The sequence below is a fragment of the Paenibacillus rhizoryzae genome, assembly GCF_059686995.1.
In genome coordinates, this window is the sequence record NZ_JCAALT010000011.1 from 54,149 (window position 1) to 72,786 (window position 18,638).

General features: G+C 48.4%; 14 protein-coding genes. All 14 read right to left on the reverse strand.

Features of this window, described 5'->3' with window-relative positions:
* Positions 1-7 precede the first annotated feature (7 nt).
* The 14 genes from AC6ESO_RS26045 to AC6ESO_RS26110 all read right to left on the reverse strand — a co-directional run bounded on the left by AC6ESO_RS26045 (position 8) and on the right by AC6ESO_RS26110 (position 18,616).
* Positions 8-880, reverse strand: coding sequence for a carbohydrate ABC transporter permease (locus AC6ESO_RS26045; protein WP_497093948.1), 873 nt, complete (start codon positions 878-880; stop codon positions 8-10).
* The gene (locus tag AC6ESO_RS26050) at positions 873-1,958 is read right to left on the reverse strand and encodes an ABC transporter ATP-binding protein (RefSeq protein ID WP_497093949.1); all 1,086 of its coding nucleotides are present in this window, start codon (positions 1,956-1,958) and stop codon (positions 873-875) included. The genes AC6ESO_RS26045 and AC6ESO_RS26050 overlap by 8 nt, the downstream gene beginning before the upstream one ends.
* Positions 1,959-2,207: 249 nt before the next feature.
* Positions 2,208-3,791: an ATP-binding protein gene (locus AC6ESO_RS26055; RefSeq protein WP_497093950.1), complete on the reverse strand. Its 1,584-nt coding sequence runs from the start codon at positions 3,789-3,791 to the stop codon at positions 2,208-2,210.
* Positions 3,792-3,987: 196 nt separating this feature from the next.
* Positions 3,988-5,511: an ABC transporter substrate-binding protein gene (locus AC6ESO_RS26060; protein WP_497093951.1), complete on the reverse strand. Its 1,524-nt coding sequence runs from the start codon at positions 5,509-5,511 to the stop codon at positions 3,988-3,990.
* 7 nt (positions 5,512-5,518) lie between these two features.
* A complete protein-coding gene (locus AC6ESO_RS26065) occupies positions 5,519-6,280 on the reverse strand; it encodes a response regulator (RefSeq protein WP_494819561.1) in 762 nt (253 codons plus the stop codon).
* Positions 6,255-8,015, reverse strand: coding sequence for a sensor histidine kinase (locus AC6ESO_RS26070; RefSeq protein ID WP_497093952.1), 1,761 nt, complete (start codon positions 8,013-8,015; stop codon positions 6,255-6,257). Before AC6ESO_RS26070 ends, AC6ESO_RS26065 begins: the two co-directional genes overlap by 26 nt.
* A 160-nt stretch (positions 8,016-8,175) precedes the next feature.
* Complete coding sequence (locus AC6ESO_RS26075; protein WP_497093953.1) at positions 8,176-9,684, reverse strand: ABC transporter substrate-binding protein; 1,509 nt, start codon at positions 9,682-9,684, stop codon at positions 8,176-8,178.
* A gap of 85 nt (positions 9,685-9,769) precedes the next feature.
* Complete coding sequence (locus AC6ESO_RS26080; RefSeq protein WP_210663901.1) at positions 9,770-10,699, reverse strand: carbohydrate ABC transporter permease; 930 nt, start codon at positions 10,697-10,699, stop codon at positions 9,770-9,772.
* Between the two features lie 14 nt (positions 10,700-10,713).
* Entirely contained in the window at positions 10,714-11,658 is a 945-nt protein-coding gene (locus AC6ESO_RS26085; protein ID WP_475783238.1) for an ABC transporter permease, read from the reverse strand.
* A gap of 221 nt (positions 11,659-11,879) precedes the next feature.
* The gene (locus AC6ESO_RS26090; RefSeq protein ID WP_497093954.1) at positions 11,880-12,242 is read right to left on the reverse strand and encodes a DUF1304 domain-containing protein; all 363 of its coding nucleotides are present in this window, start codon (positions 12,240-12,242) and stop codon (positions 11,880-11,882) included.
* A gap of 165 nt (positions 12,243-12,407) precedes the next feature.
* Positions 12,408-13,883, reverse strand: a complete 1,476-nt coding sequence (locus AC6ESO_RS26095; RefSeq protein WP_497093955.1) for an S-layer homology domain-containing protein — start codon at positions 13,881-13,883, stop codon at positions 12,408-12,410.
* Positions 13,884-14,114: 231 nt separating this feature from the next.
* Positions 14,115-16,529, reverse strand: a complete 2,415-nt coding sequence (helD, locus tag AC6ESO_RS26100) for an RNA polymerase recycling motor HelD (RefSeq protein WP_497093956.1) — start codon at positions 16,527-16,529, stop codon at positions 14,115-14,117.
* 301 nt (positions 16,530-16,830) lie between these two features.
* Positions 16,831-17,229: a DUF1398 family protein gene (locus AC6ESO_RS26105; RefSeq protein ID WP_497093957.1), complete on the reverse strand. Its 399-nt coding sequence runs from the start codon at positions 17,227-17,229 to the stop codon at positions 16,831-16,833.
* Between the two features lie 43 nt (positions 17,230-17,272).
* The gene (locus AC6ESO_RS26110; RefSeq protein ID WP_497093958.1) at positions 17,273-18,616 is read right to left on the reverse strand and encodes a sensor histidine kinase; all 1,344 of its coding nucleotides are present in this window, start codon (positions 18,614-18,616) and stop codon (positions 17,273-17,275) included.
* Positions 18,617-18,638: the final 22 nt, after the last annotated feature.

Consider the following 18,638-nt stretch of genomic DNA (forward strand, 5'->3'; position numbering starts at 1 on the left):
ATCCTCCTTATTGATAGTGAACTTTCTTAGCGAAATAGTAATAGTTAGCTACAGCGATGATGCTTACGAGCAGCATGAATAGGACGGAGCCCGCGCTTGCTTTGCCGATATTAAACTGTAGGAAGCCGATTTGATAAATCCAATACACGACCAAATTCGTCGAATTCTCCGGCCCGCCCTTGGTCATCAAGCTCACGATATCGAAGGAACTGAAGGAAGCGATCGTCGCGGTAATGAACATGAAGAAGAGCGTCGGCGAAAGCAGCGGCAGCGTAATGCGGAACAGTCTTGTCCATCTCCCTGCATTGTCAAGCTTGGCGGCTTCATAGATGTAGCCGGGTATGGACTGCAGTCCGGCGATCACGATCATGACACTATAACCAAGCGCTTTCCAAATGGAGACGATAATGATAGACATCAGCGAAGTGTCGGCACTCATCATCCATTTCAGCGTCGGCAGCCCAAGCTCATGCAGCACATAGTTGAGAATCCCCCTGCCCGGATCCATCAGCCACATCCACATCACGGTGATGGAGACGCTTGAAAGGATATGCGGCGTAAAGATGATGCTCTGCACGAGATTGTCGACCCATTTGTTCTCCTGAAAGAAAATCCCCAGCAGAAAGGCCAGTACGATACCGATGACGACGGTAAAGAAGCTGTAATAAAGCGTGTTTCTCAGCACCTTCCAGAACACCGGATCGTGAAAAATGTTGACGTAATTTTTAAAGCCGACAAAGCTTTTCGTCCCTAACACGGTATCCCAGTTGAGGAAGCTGACTTTGACCGCGAAGAAGGCCGGGTACAAGGAAAATACGCATACGAGAATGACGGCCGGTGCAATAAGTACATAAGGGTTGCGAAGGATTTTATTAACCATAGACGTTGCCTACCAAGTGACGGCCAGTCATCGTGACACCATCCATCGCCCTAACCCTGCTCATCGCGGAATCGATAAACGCCGGATCTTCCGTTCGCTGCTCATGGCTGTCGAAGAAGAATAAATCCTGTTCGGCTATATAGAGCTGGACGGCTTCGTCGACGCTCAAGTCCGCCTCTGTTTTCATAATGATTGTGCCAAGGCTGGTTGCCAAATGATACAAGTGATCCATCCCCAGCATTTCCTTTGTCGTGATCACGCCGGCAACTTTTGCACCTTGAAAGTTTGCCTGCGTCGTTAATTTCACTTTCTGAGGGCGGAAGCCGATCGTACCGATCTCCGGCAAATGAATCGTATTCATCCCCGGATCGCCGATAAATGTCGCCACGAACAGGTTGGCCGGATTCTCGTACACTTCCTTCGGAGTCCCCTGCTGCATAATGCGCCCATGATTGAAAATGACAATATCCGTAGCCATCGTCATCGCCTCGATCTGATCATGGGTAACGAATACGAACGTGGACTTCAGACTGCGATGCAGCTCGATGAGCTCACTTCGCATTTGATTGCGCAGCTTGGCGTCCAAATTGGATAACGGCTCATCCATCAGAAACACTTCCGGTTTCTTCGAGATCGCCCGTGCCAGCGCAATTCGCTGCCGCTGCCCTCCGGATAAGGTTGAAGGCCTCGCATTCACATACTCCTGCAGCCCCACCATTCCCACCACTTGCTTAATACGCTTCTCGATCTCTTCCTTGAGAAACTTCATATTTTTCAATCCGAATTCGATATTCCGGCGCACCGTCATATGAGGATAGATCGCATAGTTTTGGAAAACCATCGCGATGCCTCGCTCCCCCGGTTCCTTCTTTGTGACATTCTGCTCGCCAATGTACAGCTGCCCGGCACTAACCTCCTCCAGTCCCGCAATCATGCGTAAAGCTGTCGTTTTACCGCAGCCCGAAGGACCCAGCAACACCGTAAACGAACGGTCTTTAATTTCAAGGTTCAAATGCTCGATGACGGTTTTTCCATTCGAATATGTTTTTGCGATGTCTTTCAAGTGAATTGCAGCCATAGCTCTCATTCCCTCCTGTTCCCACGCGCTCCTTATCTTTAGAACCTGTTCTACACTTCAAATCATAAGCAAGCTGTGTAAAATCCAGATCAATTGCGAATGAATATATTGTTAATTTTACTTTATGTAACCTTTTTTGTTCTTTTATGTTCCTTTCGTCGGATGGAGCGATAAAAAAAGAGGCAAATGCCTCATCTGCATGCAGAATTGGGCATTGCCTCTATGGTTTAAACTACTATTGAACCCTTCCTAACTTAATCTTCTGACCGGGAGCCTAATTTCAATCAAGGTCCCGTCATTGCCCTTGCTCTGGTAGGCAATATTGCCCTGATGTTGTTTAATTATGCGATGACTGATCATAAGGCCGAGTCCTGTTCCCTTTTCCTTCAAGGTGTAGAACGGCTGTCCCAATTGAGGCAATAGCTCCTCGGGAATCCCACAGCCATGGTCTTTAATCGAAATGATATACTCTTCCGCTGCTTCGATTCTTAAGTTGATGTGAATCTCACCGCCATTTGGCATGGATTCTATCGCGTTCTTTAATATATTGAGAAATACCTGCTTAAGCTGATTTTTCTCACAGGTAATAGGGAAATGAGTGCCTTCATAGCCTCGGATAAATTCAATATTGTTCAGAAGTGCCTGAGGGGACAGAAACTCAACGGTATACTCAATCAGATCTTTGATATCTGTATACGTAAGCTGAATGGATTGCGGCTTGGCCAAAGAAAGAAATTCATTCGTGATGGTTTCGATCCGCTCCAGCTCACTTAGGAGCAGGTCACTGTTCTTCATCAACGGATTTTCTCTTTTGTAAATCTGAAGGAATCCTTTCATGGTTGTCAGCGGATTTCGGATTTCATGAGCCACGCCGGCGGCCAATTTCCCGACGACGGACAGCTTCTCCGATTGCAGAAGAAACTCCTCCGCTTTCTTCCGTTCGCTAATATCCCGGCTAATAATAACGACGTGATCAATACTTCCCGCCTCGCCCACAACGGGTCTGCAGCGGGACTCAAATTCGATCCATCGCCCTTCCTTGTGCCGCAGCCGAAATTCCATGGAATGTGACTCGCTATGTTCAAACATCTTCTTGATCGCGCTTCGGAACATGACCACATCGTCGGCATGCACGAACGAGCACAATTCAACCCCTTCTAATTCAGAACGCGCAAACCCTAAGATGTGCTCATGGGAAGGTGAGAAATAGCTGACGGAATAATCCTTGTCCATCAGAGCAATGAGATCCGATGTGTTCTCCGCGATTAACCGGTATTGGGTTTCACTGACTTCCAGCGTCTTCTCCATATATTCCTTCTCCGCAATGATTCTGCGCAGTCTCTCATTGGATTCAATAAGCAGCCCGCCAATAAGTACGCCTAACAACACAAATAACAAATACTGCAGGTGAAATAGAGGTAAAGCAATGAGTATTTGAAAAGTGAACACGGTGCACAAATAGCCGACGGTATAGCCCCCGAATAACACCGCGCTTTTCTTAAGCGGCGTTAGGCGCGGGAAATACAGATATAACCCGGTGAAAATCGCGATGTTAATCAACCAGCCTATGATGGCCGGCATCCAATTGCCACCGGCCAGCAGTCTTGTAATTAATGAAAATGAGCCTGCAATGATACCCGGCACAGGCCCAAGATAGGCATATACCAGCATTACAGGCGCATATCGGATGTCGTAGGAATAGCCTTGTTGTTTGACAGAGAGGATGACGAGAATCACAGATACAAGCCCTGCATATACACCGATCCATAGGCGCAGCTGCTTCAGCGACCGACGAATAATAAACGAACGGATGACTAAGGGAGTACTGACCATGAGTGAGAATATAGATAGATTAACAAAGTAATCAAAAACGATAAATTCGCACCACCCTTATTGTGTCATTGATGTCCGTGACATGATGGCTGCTCGCTCTAGCATTCTCGTAATCCGTTACCTAAATTTTTACATAGCGTGGCTCTTCCTGAAGTATAAACAATCTCAAAATCAGAATCAACACCTGATATTCGGGCTAGGAATGGGCAGCTCGCCAAGCATCAAGCTGCCTTTGCACTTCAGCCTGTACTTCCTCGATCCCTGCTTGCCGAAGCTCCTGATTGAATTTGGGCAGCACCGCATCCACGTCTACGCTGCCGGTCATCAGGCTTGGAAAGTATTTCTCCCAGACCATCTGGATGTTCTGCACTTGGATCGGCACTCGGGACAGGTCCGGGGTAAAGCCGAGCGTGCTCGAATTGACGGCTTCCTTGTTGCTGGCGCGGAACTGGCTCCATTTATCCAAGGGATCCGGGTATTCGCCGCCCATCGTTTTCAAAATAAACCAATTGCCCTGGGTGTACTGCACGCCTCCATAGCTTGGCTGCGCGCCCGGAATCGGATTACCGTCGCTGTCCTCGGGAGGCTTCGGCACGACTTGGCCGTTGGTATCCAGCGTGTAGTGCACGCCTTCAATGCCGAAGTTAAACAGGTTGCGCACCTCAGGATCCGTGTTCAGCAGATTGAGAAATTTCACGCTCTCGACGGGATGTTTCGTATCCCTGCTTACGGCCATGACTCCGCCGCGCATTGACTCCGTTGTGATTAGCGCCGGTGTTACCGGGTAAGCCACAAGCTTGTAGCCCCTATCTTTGCTCCAGCTATTCTCGGACAGCGGTCCGCCCCCGGCCTCTTTCCAGAATACCTTGACGCCCCGCTTCAACCCTTGGCTCTCGCGCATGGCGGCATCTTCATTGATATACCCCTTCACGTAATAACGCCGAAGAATATCGAGCACGTTCCGGGCTTCCTTCGTTTCGAAAATATTCACAACCGGGGAGCTGGGATCCAGCACGCGTACCATTAGCGGAAGCGTCTTCTCCGATACATATTCATAGCCGTCCAGGGCGAAGAAGTTCTGGGAGTCCTTGTCGAGCTCCATCGGCTGGTAGTCGGGCTCCTTCTCCTTGATCATCTGGAACAACGGTTCAAGAGAAGCCAGCGTGGTGTATTTGGAAATATCAATGTTGTACTTCTTCACCAGCGCATCCGGGTACATCCACTGGTCCCGCACCGCTAATTCCTTATTGGTCGGCACACCGTAGATGCTGCCGTCATCCATCCGCACGCCTTGCCAGAATTTCGAATCAATGGCCTCATACATATCCTTACCCACATTTGATAAATAATCATTCAGCTTCAGCCAAGCGCCGCGCTGTGCATAGGTCGTGTATTCGGGTGCAAAAGCAATATCAAACGGCGTTCCTGCAGACACGAGCGTGTTCAGCCGATCTTCATACTCCTGCCAGCCCACCTTAATATAGGTGATCGTCACGCCGATTTTCTTGGCCAGCACTTCGTTGATCTTATTGTTGACCATCTGAAGGTCTGCATCCGGATCGCCGATTGTGTAATAAATCAAATTCACCGTATTACCGGATATTACTGCATTCTTGCCATTGCCGGATGTGGAGAAACAGCCGGATACAAGAAGCATCAGCATGATGACGAGCACAAAGGTGGCAACGTAGCGACTTGGATTCCGTTGTTGTCGGCGCATCGCGGCACTATTCCTTTCTGCGCAAATCCGACGGGGATTTGTCGAAATAAGCGTGAAAATGGGAGTAGAAATAGTTCAGGTTCGGATATCCGACGGAAAGCGCGATACTGACAATTTTCTCGTCCGTGGACTGAATGCGCTCCTGGGCACGAAGCATCCGATAGGCCATCAGATACTCCGAGAACTTCTTCTGCGTCTCCTTAAGAAACAGCTGCCCCAGATACGTGCCATTCATGCGAAAACGTTCTGCAACCGATTTCAAATTTAGGTTCTGCGCATACTCCGCCTTGACGATCAACAGGATACGATTCGTCAGCTTGGACAAGCTATCATAGCGCACGCCGAGCACCGGGTCGATGTCCAGATCGTCGCGATCCGACCCTTCGATCGTTCCATGCAGGTCCTCTACAATAATCTTCTCGACCAATTGCTGCAACTTCGTACGGTCGACAGGTTTGAGCAGATAATCCTTCGCGCCGCAGCGGATGGCCTCCAGTGCATACTGAAATTCGCCATAGCCGCTCATCATAATATATTTTGAAGGAAGACGCAGTTCATTGAGCTTGTGGATCGCATCATAACCACGCTGTTTGCCGATACATACATCGAAAATAGCCAGGTCGGGTAAGAAATCCACCGCTTTCGAGATTGCGCCTTCATACGTTTCGCTTGTCTCAATTTGGCCAAAGCCGTACTTCTCCCAATCCAGCGTTCGTTTCACGCCCTCCAGAATCTGCGGCTCGTCATCTACGATCAGTAGCTTGTACATCGAAAGTAGCCTCCTTGGATAGGAATACACATATTTTAACGCCGGCTTCCTCATTGTTGTCGATAGTCATCGAGAATCCAACCCCATAGAAGAAGTGCAGTCTTGTATACACGTTACGTAAGCCAATATGGTCCGTCTCGGCGTCATCGCCTCTGGCTAGCTTATTTCGGATTTCAGCCAAACGCTCCTCCGGGATCTTGTTGCCATTGTCCATGATCTCCAGCACGAAACGCTCCTCTTCCTCCCAGCCATTCACGATTAGCAGGTTAAACTCGCTCTCGGGGTTGAAGCCATGGATGAAGAAGTTTTCTGCCAGCGGCTGCAGCCAGAATTTCACGGTAGGTAAAGCTAATAGCGGCGGTTCCACATTAAGCTGATAATAGAATCGCTCCGGGTATTTAAATTCCATGATTTTCAAATACTTCTGAAGCAAGTTTAGCTCGCTGCCGAGCGGAATGATGTTCTCGTTCTTCACAATATCCCGGTACAGCGCCCCCAAAGTGGCGATAGCATCGGAGGTGTGGTCCGCACGATTCATTAGTGCAGAAGAACGGATAACCTCGAGCGTATTATAGAGAAAATGCGGATTGATTTGATGCTGAAGCGCTTTCATTTCGGTTTCTTGCTGCTTAAGCTTAAGCAAATAATTCGTTTGAATATGGCGATCGAGCTGTTGAATCATGTCGTCCAATTCTCGTGCAATCATACCATATTCGTTCCTTCGGTAACGCGCCGGGTTAACGAGCGTAAAGTCCGCCGTCTTCGCGCGTCCGATGGACAGAATAATCCGCCGCAGGAAGTTTGCATCCTCGCGCAGATTATAAACGATGAGCAGCAATACGCTGATCATCGCAACGAGCACGATCAGAAACACAATGAGCAATACGCTTGCTTTCTGTCGAATCAGCGGCGCCATATCTACCATACTGACAAACCGATAATCGAACTCCGTGGAGTTGAAGGATATGAAGTACACCGCATCTGCAAATCCCGTCTTCAGAAAACCGTGACTGCGTCCGTCCGCCACGATTCTGCGAACGAGCTCCTCTGTGTTTCGGCCGCTGCCGGCGATCTGGTAGACGTCTCCGGATGCGCTGACTGCCGCAGCCTCGCTCAGATGATAGTTCTGCACCGTCTTAAATATGCGGTCGCTGCTGACCAAGAAGCGGAATTCGCCCAGCTGGCGAGCGATCTGATTCGGATCGGAAAGCTTCTTATGGTAGACAAACCCTCTTTCGATGGTCTCGCGGAACATCGGGTCCGTATTGGGCAGACGGAATTGAAAACTCGTATTGCCGTTGCTGTCGAAACTCACCACATTGCCCTCTAGTGCGGTATGCAGGCTAATTTGAGTGATGTCGCCCTTTCCCCCGTTGCTCAGAAAGGACTTAATATCCTCGGGAAAGGAGACGAGCGGTCGATTATAATGGCTGTTCTGCAGCCTGCTCGTTAGATAACCTTCTGCGGTATTTCCTAGGAAGCTGCGCACATCCGATACCAGCCCGCTATTGGAATAAACCCGCTGCATAAAGGCTTCGATTCGGTCGGCATCATATTGAAGGGTGTTTTCCACGCGAGTAAACGCGCCATCCGCTTCATTTTGAGCATTTTTCACCCATTGATCCAGCAGTACCGCGCAAGTGAGCGCGCCGATCGTCAGGCCAATGAACACCACAAATACCGCATATGCAATGAATTTGCCGCGATAGATCTTAATTTGCATAAATGAAAGCATGCGGCGTCTCCTTTGCAAGTAGGCTTTTGTCGTACCCTACTCTCAACCTTATAACGTTGTTGCCTTGAAAAGCAATCCGGAATATCGTGCCAGAAAACCCGAACGGCTATCTCCGTTCGGGTTTTCTGTATGCCTTTTACCATAGATTACTTGCTGTGGCTTATTTGAAATAGCTGTTGATTTGCTCTTGCGCGGCAGCTGTAATGGCATCCAGACCGGCAGCTTTCAATTCGGCCACGATCTTCGGTACCATCACTTCAGGATCAGAAGCACCTGTCATCAGCTCATAACGGTATTTGTCCCATACCGCTTTCGTGTTGGACACTTCCGTGCCAAGCTTGCTGATGTCCAGAGCAAAGCCCAGGTTCGTGGAAGAAGTTGCTTGATCGTTCAGTTTGCGTACTTGATCCCATTGATCTACAGGAGCGCCTTTCGTTACAGCCAGGTCGAAGAACGTACCTTGTGTATAGGCAGCCAGCGGCCATGTATCTGTTTTACGCTCAACTACTTTCTCGCCGTCCACGTTATCGTAATCGACGCCCAGCTCACCAAACGCCAGCATGTTGCGCAGCTTAGGATCTGTATTAACCAATTGCAAGTATTTCAAAGCTTCTGCTTTGTATTTGGAGTTGGCCGAAATGGCATTCAGCGAGCCTTGGATCGTGCTCGTTGTGTAAATCGGGCCGAAGATTTGGAACATATCGTACTTCGCAACGCCCTCAGTGATCTGCCAGCCTGCTTCCGCACCCGGGAATGCCTGGGCCGCGAAGAATGGACGCGCCTTGTCCGCTTCCGTCTTCGTTGGTGCATCCGGATTGATGATGCCGTCCTTGTACCATGCGTGCAGCTGCTTCAGACCTTCCATAACGTCCGGCTGCTCGAGCACGGAGACAACTTTGCGGGAAGCATCGTCAACTTTAACGCCGATTGGCGGAAGACCAAGCGTCATATCATCGTAGCCGTTGAAGAATCCGTTAAATCCGTCGCCTTGCGTGAGTGACAGCGGGTAGAAGCTTTTGCCTTCACCGGCCTTCATGTCATGGAAAGGTTTGTCGAGATCTTTCAACGTCTTGATGCTGGCGCCGTCGATTTTATATTTCTGTACATACTTATCGTCGAACACCCAGTATTGAGTCAAAGAAGAGTCCTTGTACGTCGGCACGGCATAAATTTTGCCGCCGATCTTCGTTCCATCCCAAACTTTCTCAGGGATGAGCTTGTAGAGATCAGCCGAATCGCTCTGTACGGAATCGGTCAGATCGGCAAATGCACCTAAGTTAACTTGCTGACTGTACTTGCTGTTGTTCGTAAACATAATATCGAACGGTTCGCCGGTGTTTACGATTGTGTTGATTTTCGTATCCCAGTCGCCCCAGCTTGCTACCTTGATGTCGACCTTCACGCCGATTTTCTCAGCCGTGTATTCGTTCATCGCATCGAGCGCTTTGTCGAAATTGGCAGGCGTTTGTCCACCAATTGTCCACCATACCAGTGTAGGCACTTCCCCTGATTCAGCAGGCTTGTTTGCCTCCGTGTTTGTAGCTGTGTTAGAAGGCGTGTTGTTACTCGACTCGGAATTGGAATTCGAGTTTCCGCAGCCCGCTAGTGCGGTTGTAGTCAAGACCGCCGCGGCCCCGATTGCAAGCAATTGCTTCTTTGTCTTTTTCATACCCATTTCCTCCTTTTGATATCTTTCTCTTGCCCACCGGAATGGTGGATATAATAAACCGGAGCAATCCAGGTTTATTGCCTTATTAGCCTTTAACGGCGCCTACGGTCAGACCGGAAATAAAATATTTCTGGAAGAACGGATAGGCAACGGCCACGGGAACCACAATGACGATGGCCACGGCCATACGCGCGGATTCCTTAGGCATGGTGGCGACAAGCTCCGCATAGCTGATGCCCATGCTGGAAGCATTCTTCGCCAGGGCGTCTACGTTACTCATCAAGCTGTTCAGCAGCGCTTGCAGCGAGTACAAGTTTTGATTGTTGATGTACAGCATGGATTGGAACCAATCGTTCCAATAAGAGAAGCACAGGAACAATCCGATGGTGGCCAGAACCGGCAGCGAAATCGGCAGCACGATGGAGAAGAAGATGCGCAGCTGGCTCGAGCCGTCGATCTCGGCGGATTCAATCAGAGCGTCCGGAATGGTGCTTCTGAAGAACGTTTTGCAAATAATAACGTTGAAGGAGGAGACGGCCAAGGGCAGAATGAGCGCCCACACCGTATCTTTCAGGCCCAGCAAATTCGAGTTGATATAGTAACTGGATACCAAACCTCCGTTGAACACCATCGGGATAAATACGATCCAAGTCAAAAGCCCGTTAAGCTTGTAATTCGGCCTCGAAAGAACATACCCCATCGAAGTCGTAAGCATCACGCCAAGCACCGTACCGACGACGGTAACGAGCACGGAGATGCCGAGCGCCTGACTAATCATCTTCCCTTGCTTCACGATATAGTGATAAGCCTCTCCGGAAAAAGCGGTCGGAATGAGATGATATCCATCGTTGCGGATGGAATCCTCGCTGGCCAGCGATACGGACAGCACCACTAGGACAGGCACGAGGCAAACCAGCGCCAATACAATAAAAATCAAATTGAAACTTATGTTAGTGGCGGTCCCGATTCGGTTAAACTTGTCGAGACCGCTTTCATACTTCACTCTTGTTTTCATTTCCCGCTCCTCCTTTACATCATGGCGCTCTCTCGGTCTACACGACGAACGACCCAGTTGGCAATCAGAATGGTCACACAACCCATCACGGATTGTACGAAAGCGGAAGCAGAAGCCATACCTACCGTAGCGGTCTTAAGCTGCTTATAGACGAGAACGTCGATGGTAGTCGCTACATTGAAGAGCGAGTTGGAATCCCGCGGCACCTGGAAGAACAATCCGAAATCCGTATAGAAGATTCGCCCTACAGCCAGAATGAACATCATCACGATAACAAGCTTCATAAGCGGCAAAGTAATAAATCGCGCTTGCTGCCATTTGGATGCGCCATCGATTACGGCGGCCTCGTAATACGTGCTGTCAATGCCGGTGATGGTCGCCAAATAGACAACCATGCCGTAGCCCAAACCCTTCCATACGTTCATGAAAACCAGAAAGTACGGCCAATATTTAGGCTCCATATACCAGTTCACGGGATCCTTGCCGAGGTCCGCCAGGAATTGATTGGCGATCCCTTTATCGAAGCTTAGAAACGCCCAAACAATGGCGGATACAACCACCCAAGATAAGAAATAAGGCAGGAACATCATCGTTTGATAGATTTTTCCGGCCTTGCTGCTGTGCAGTTGACCGATCATGAGCGCCAAAGTGACGGGTACCGCAATGCTCAGGATGATGAATATCAAATTGTATCCCAGCGTATTGCGCATCACGACCCAAGCATCGTTCGACTTGAACAGAAACTCAAAGTTTTTGAAACCGGACCAATCACTGTTTATGACGTTGCTGAGAAAGCCACCGTGTATCTTGAAATCTTTAAAGGCAATAATGAGACCGAACATCGGTAAGAAACAAAACAAGATATACCAAATGGTCGTCGGCAGGGCCAGAAACGTCAGTTCCGTATCCTGCGTGCGCCAGCGTGTTCGTAAGCGTTTACGCCCGCTTTTCATGTCCATGTTAGCCACTCCTTCCGTTTGTTCATGTTCAGCGTGTACGCGCTTTCAAACTAACTGATGTCATTGTATAGAATATTGGAGGCCCCATTCCAGACAACAAACATAAGACCGCAGTCAACAAACGTTAGTTTTTGGGGGGAATGTGCCAAAATAAAAAAGCCTTCAACCGCCGCGACGCTGCGGATTGAAAGCTTCTTCATATTTTGGTAAGACTAGCTAACTTAAGACATGAGCACGAACACCAGCGCTGTAGCTGCAGGTACACCTTGTACCAGTAAGATGGATTTCTTGGCCGTTATGCCTCCATAGACAGCGGCAACGAGCACGCAGCAGAGAAAGAAAAGTTGGATTTGGTGACCTACCGCGGCATCGGGATGGAACAAACCCCAGAACAGACCCGCCGCTAAAAATCCGTTGTACAGCCCTTGATTGGCGGCCAGGGATTTCGATGCTTCCGCGAACACCTTCGTTGTACCGAATGCCTTCATTGCTCTAGATGTAGTCCACATAAACATCTCCAGGATTAAGATATAAATGTGCTCCACGGCGACAAGTGCGACCAGTACAGCAGCTATAATTGTCATTGCGATCTCTCCTCAGCCCTTATGGCGTTTATACCCTATATATACATCTTACCGCACTGGGGAACAAGCTTTAAATTGCAAGAAGCCACGGCCTATTTCACTTCCCGTGTAACAAGAAAAGAGCGACACCTATATAGATGCGCGCTCTTCTCCAACTAAACCGTATTAACCGATGTTGTTCCAGTAGAACGTAATCGAAACTTCGCTGGAATTGCCCGCGGCGTCCGTCAACGTACCTGTTACAACCAATTGATTAGCGTTGTTACCAAGGAGCTTCAAGTAGCTGACGGACACTCCGTCTCCTTGTTGATCCAAGCCGCCAAGGGTAGTAATTAGATTCAAGGATGAAGCAGTTCCTCCCGTAAGCGGCTGCGTGAAGGACAACGACGGATAATCAGTCAGTTCAACATTTTGAATGGAATCAATCGTCAATGTTGCATCTTCATTCGACGTGATCGTTCCCGCAGTCAGATAACCGTTTGTTATTGTAATCTCTCCATCGTTGCCTTCTAAATTAACACCAATGTTATTGACAGTCGCTGCTGTCAGACTAGGCGCAGTATCATCCGCTTTAATTGTTAATTGAACAGTGCGGGAGTTGCTTGAAGCATCGCGAAGTGTACCGGTAATGACTAAACCATCATGGTTCGTATCCAGCTGACTGAGCAGCGACACGGATACACCGTCATGTTGGGAATCGAGCACGTCTAGCTTGCTAATCAGATCAAGCGTGTTCGAACCGGAAGTAAGCGACTGCGTGAACGATAAGGACGGGTAATCAGTCAGCGTAATGCCTTCAATTGCAGTGATGGACAATGTCGAAGCCTCGCTTACGCTAAGCGTTCCCGCTGTCAGATATGCACTGCTCTTAAAGCTGATTGTACCTGTTGCGCCACCGGATACCGTTACGTCCCTGCCGTTAACTGTAGCTGCGGTGATGCTCGGTGCAGTCGTATCGCCAGACGGCGCCGGTGACGTTGGTTGTGCTGGCTTATTCGCTTCTTCAGCCGCTTTCTTAATCACTTCGAAAGCTTGCTGTCCTCCAAATGCACCCACTACAAGATCAGAACGGGTAGCGAGGTCCTTTCCACTGATTCCTTCCGGAAGGATCTTATTGGCCACTGCTTTGCTAATGGCATCCGCATACCAAGGTGTACCGGTTGTGCTTACAGGTTGACCTAAACCTTTCACTAAAGCTGTAGCTAATTGTCCCAAAGTGGCATTGCCAGCGGGATTAAAGGTGTTGTCTCCCATTCCGTTGATGATTCCGGCCTTCTTCGCTGCTTCAATATAGGCAATAGCCCACGCGTTAGAACCATTTTCCCCGCCCACGTCGGCAAACGACGAAGTCTTGATGCTGTTGTCGACCGGGATTTCATAAATTTTAGTTATTATTTTGGCCATTTGTGCCCGCGTCATATTCTGATCGATCCCAAAGGTGTCATTACCAACACCATCAAATATACCTTTGGCCAGCAACGCGTCGATTTTAGCCTGGAGAGCTGCATCCAATCCCGCCAAATCCGTAAAATCTTTCGACGTCTTTGGAGCTGGAATCTCTGCTGCATGAGCAGCTACACCCGGCACAAGCAAGCTTATTCCAAGTGGAAGAAGCAACCATTTCGAAACCTTCTTTTTCATCAACAAACGCTCCTTTTAATCATAATTAGTAAATTATTCTAGAAATTATTTCGGCATATGGACCTATTTTGTTTAGCTTAAATACAAAGATTGATTACAAAAGATGGAGTATCTTTTGAACTAGAATGAAATAAAATAAAATGGAAATAAAAAAAGACACGGCACCCAAACCGGATACCGTGTCTTTTGTGCTTATTAAATGGACATACCGCCTCTTCCGTTCCAGCCCGCTTACACCTCATACATAGAAGCGTTCAACGCCTGAATATAAGGTGTCCATTCTCCCGTCGTATAAACCAGAAGCCGGTGCATGGCGCGTGTACATGCCGTATAGAACAGCTTGCGCTCGCTTTCCCGATGGTACACCGAGGCTGAAGCATCATAGATAAGCACGGCGTCGAATTCCACACCCTTCGCGAGGTAAGAAGGAATCACCATAATACCCTTCTCGAAGATAGGCGTCTCCTTCGTCACAAGCCGCAGCCCCTGACAACCAAGCGAAGCAAGGCGCTCGTAGGCTTCCCTGCTCTCGGCTGCTGTCTTCGTAATAATGGCAATGGATCCGAAGCCCTCGGCTTGAAGAGCTGCCAGATCTGCCGCAATTCGCATCGACCTTGACTCCTCGCTGACCAGCTGAATAAGTAGAGGCTTGTTTCCTCTCCTTTCGAAAGGCACAATGCCCTCTTCTCCGCCCGGCAGCAGCGACCTCGTGAACTCCACAATTTCGAGCGTTGAACGATAACTGCGGGACAGCAGAATTCGGCTCGTTTCGCCATCGCCGTAAAGTCGGAGCAGCGGCGATTCGGCAGCATGTAAATTCGTTGCCTGCGTGAAGATCGCCTGACCGAAATCGCCAAGCACCGTCATACGGGCACGAGGGAACAGGTTCTTAAGAAACTGATATTGGAACATCGAGTAATCTTGACCTTCGTCAATGAAGATATACCGAACCATCGTATTCACCCGTGAGCCCTCGATGAGCTCTTTTAGATACAGATACGGTGTCGCATCTTCATAATACAGCTCGTTCCGACTCAGCTTCTCCTTCGTCTGCTCACAGATTTGCGGCCAATACTCGGGCACTTCGGCCGTATTCGTCATTTCAAGGTAAGCAGCCTGCTCGAGGAACAATTGGCTGTATATACCCTGCACATCGATAAATGACATACTCTTTACGCCCCGTCTTAGCGGCTTGAAGGACTCCTTCACGACCATGCGGCAGAGCAGCTCTTCCTCTTGTTCGGCGAAGTTAAAGTCAGCCTCGTCTCCGCGACGCTTCTTCGTTACGAATTCCTGCACCACAGCATATTGCTCGGCAAAGTCAAATACACCGCGATCCTTATGCAGCTCACTAAACGCCTCCGCATACTGCTCATTGTCGAGATAGTTCAGTTCCTCCTGAACCCACGCGGCAGCCTGCTCCAATTTCTCCAACCGGTTCAGTTCCTTCATTAGCCATTCCTGCAGCAATGCAATGCGATTGGTCAGGCGAAGCGAGGTGTCGTAACTATAAAATTTCGCTTTGATTTGATCCCCGGTAATTAAATCCCGATCGCGGAATCGAATACTGTTAAACAGCATTCCTTGCTGTCCCAACCTTAACGCATAGCCGTGGAGAGCTTGAAGGAACATTTCCGACGACTTATATTGAATGCCGCTCAGACGGGACGCATACCCGGGAGTCGAAGCTTCCGAAAGCACATACTCCAGCTGGTCGAACGGATCCTCGAGTTGAAATTTCGATCCGAGCCAATAATCGAGATATTCCTGGAAGGTCGTCTGCTGCATGTTCTCCTCGCCAAGCTCGGGAAGAACCGTGGATACATAGCTGTTAAACATCGGATTAGGCGAGAAGAGGACAATCTGATCAGCTGTCAGCTTATCGCGATGTTTGTACAGTAAGTACGCCACCCGCTGCAGGGCCGCAGAGGTTTTCCCGCTTCCGGCCACCCCTTGGACAATGAGCATCCGGCTTTTATCGTCACGTATGATGGCGTTTTGCTCCTTCTGGATCGTCGCCACGATACTCTTCATCTGATTATCTGCTCCCTTGCCGAGCACCTGCTGCAGCAATTCGTCGCCGATCGTAATGCTGGAGTCGAACAAGTTCTGAATCTGCCCGTCACGAATCTGGTATTGCCGCTTCTGCGTCATCGCCCCCGTAATCGAGCCCCCTGGTGTTTCAAAGGCAACCTCGCCGGGAGAGTAATCGTAATACAAACTCGCAATTGGCGTACGCCAGTCATACACCAAGAAATTCATGCCATCCGGTTCTACGAATGAGGACACACCTATATAAACCTGCTCGATCAGATCCTGACCAGCCTCTTGAAAATCAATACGCCCGAAATACGGAGATTGCAGCAGTCGTTTCACGCTATTCCATTTCTGCTGCAGCTGCCGGTGGCTGCGCTCCCGTTCGGATAACACGGCTGCCTGCTGCTGAATGGTGAAGAATGTCTCTTCGAAATCTTCATGGGTACTCGTATTTACCGTAACTTCTTCCCAGAATCGCTTACGGATGTCCGCCGCTTGATGACCCAACTGATCCACTTTAGGCTCCAGCTCAACGATTGCTTCTTTGAGCTTATTCATCGTCAGTTCCAATCGCTCTTGTTCGTTCTCCCAATCCTTTGCGTGTATCATCCTTCTTAACACACTCCTTTTAAAAATATAAGTTGGAGAAGCAAAAGAACATTTGACAACCCGCAATTCCCTGTGCTAAAATTAAGGTATAAGTAAGATGTGATAACTTTGACTTAATACATAAATTTGCAGAGAATTCTTTCATTATAGCATGCTGTTTTATCAAGCACAATTGGTAATTACGATAAACACCCCGGGAATTTTTCCCGGGGTGTTTATTATTTATGGGATCATCTCCAGTACCCCGTATAACAATTTTTCGCTGAAGGGCGTCTGCACAATAGTGATCTCTACTTCTGAGTTATTCGAAAACCGGAACAGCCTCCACATACGACTCTCCGGGTCTCCCGCTGGTATAGTTAATCGTACGGTCGATCATATTCACTTCGTAATACTGTACGCCTGCAGCTGCCATATCCCTTAGAAATTCTGCAAAGGGAGTCCGTTTCTTCTGATGATGTTCCAATCCTCTCTTTACGGCATCCGCTTGAAATTGCTCTGCTACCTCAAGAGTGGAGTCTGAGGCCGAATTCGTTTCCTCGTACTGACTGTCTGTCCCCATATACACGATGCTGCCGTTGGCAACACTTGTCCGATAGGATGTCACTCCCGCTTGGAGCAATTCCTGAAAGGTTCTTGGGTAAGGCCATCTTTCGCTTTTGGATACCTTGCTAATTCGTTTTACTTCTTCTATATTCATAAGAACAACTCTCCTTGTCACAGCTTACTGGGCAGCCGCGGTCTTACCCCGTCACGAACTGATCATAATCGACAAACGGAATCGAAACTTTAATTTCCGTTCCGGACTCATCGCTTTTCAGTAGTTCAATATATCCGCCATGTGAATTTAATATTCGCTGCGAAATCGATAATCCGAGCCCCATGCCCGCTTCCTTCGTCGTATGGAATGGCTTGAAAATACGATCCCTTTCCTCGCGGGCAATCCCCGAGCCCGTATCCGAGAATATAATCGTGCTGTCATTATTTTTACTCGCGATTGTAATTTTAATGATTTTCCGCTCTTTGCCTTCCATGGCCTCGATACTGTTATTGATTAGATTCGTAAACACTTGTCTCATCTTATCTTTATCAATGCTGACGACCATCCGTTTCTGCTCGCTCAAATCAATCTGAATGTTCTTTTCTTGGATTCGAATTGAAGTTAGCACTAACGATTCTTGCACCACTTCCATGATGTCGGCGTCTACTCTATTAATTTTGCCGCTTTTAATAAATTGATCGTAATTTGCAATAATGCTGCTCATATGGGAACCGGCAACCGTAATTTGGCTAACCATTCCTTTCGCTCTAGAGTCGAGCTGCTCGTTCTGTGTTAACAGCGCTGAATAGCCGTTCACAACGGTTAGCGGATTGCCAATCTCATGGATTAAACCGGACGTGTTCATCTCCACTTGCGCTTCTTTCTCTTTGCGCTTTAGGATTTGGGCCGTTTCTCTAATAATCTTTGTACTCAGCCGGACAAAAATAAAGAAGATCAGGATCGAGAAAATCATAACGGCAATTTGGCTCGAATAAATGAAGGTTCCCGCCTGCAGGTTGAGCACGCCAATCATATAGGTAAACAGAAACGTCAGACTGAATGCAGTCAGAAAGCTCTTCACGAATTTATCCGGTACTTTCCTGCTGGCAATGAGCGTTAGTAAAATACTAATAATCAATAGTTTGATATGATTGACAAACAAAGCGCCCCATTCCCCGTATACGGGATAGAGCACGGTTGTCGTACCGGCGGCAATTGTTTTCAAGCCTGTTACGCCATAGGTCGTCCAATTGACCGAATAAATAAATAAGGACCATATGCCATAAATGCCTAACGTGTATGTATTGATAATCCCGTTCATCCACTTTACGTTCTCTTTAATTTGATACTTTAGCGTGACGTAGCCAACATATAAGAAAGCGACCGGAAGCATAATAGACCCTATTCGAAATAGCTTGAACAGAACCAGTATGCTGGTTTGGTCCAGTATATCGAGGCTGTATAACACACTTACATCCAATTGCCACAAACACATGAAAACCATAAAGATTAACATGGCGTTCGTTAGTTTTGTTTTAAACAACATTTTGCAGGCGATTCCTAGGAAT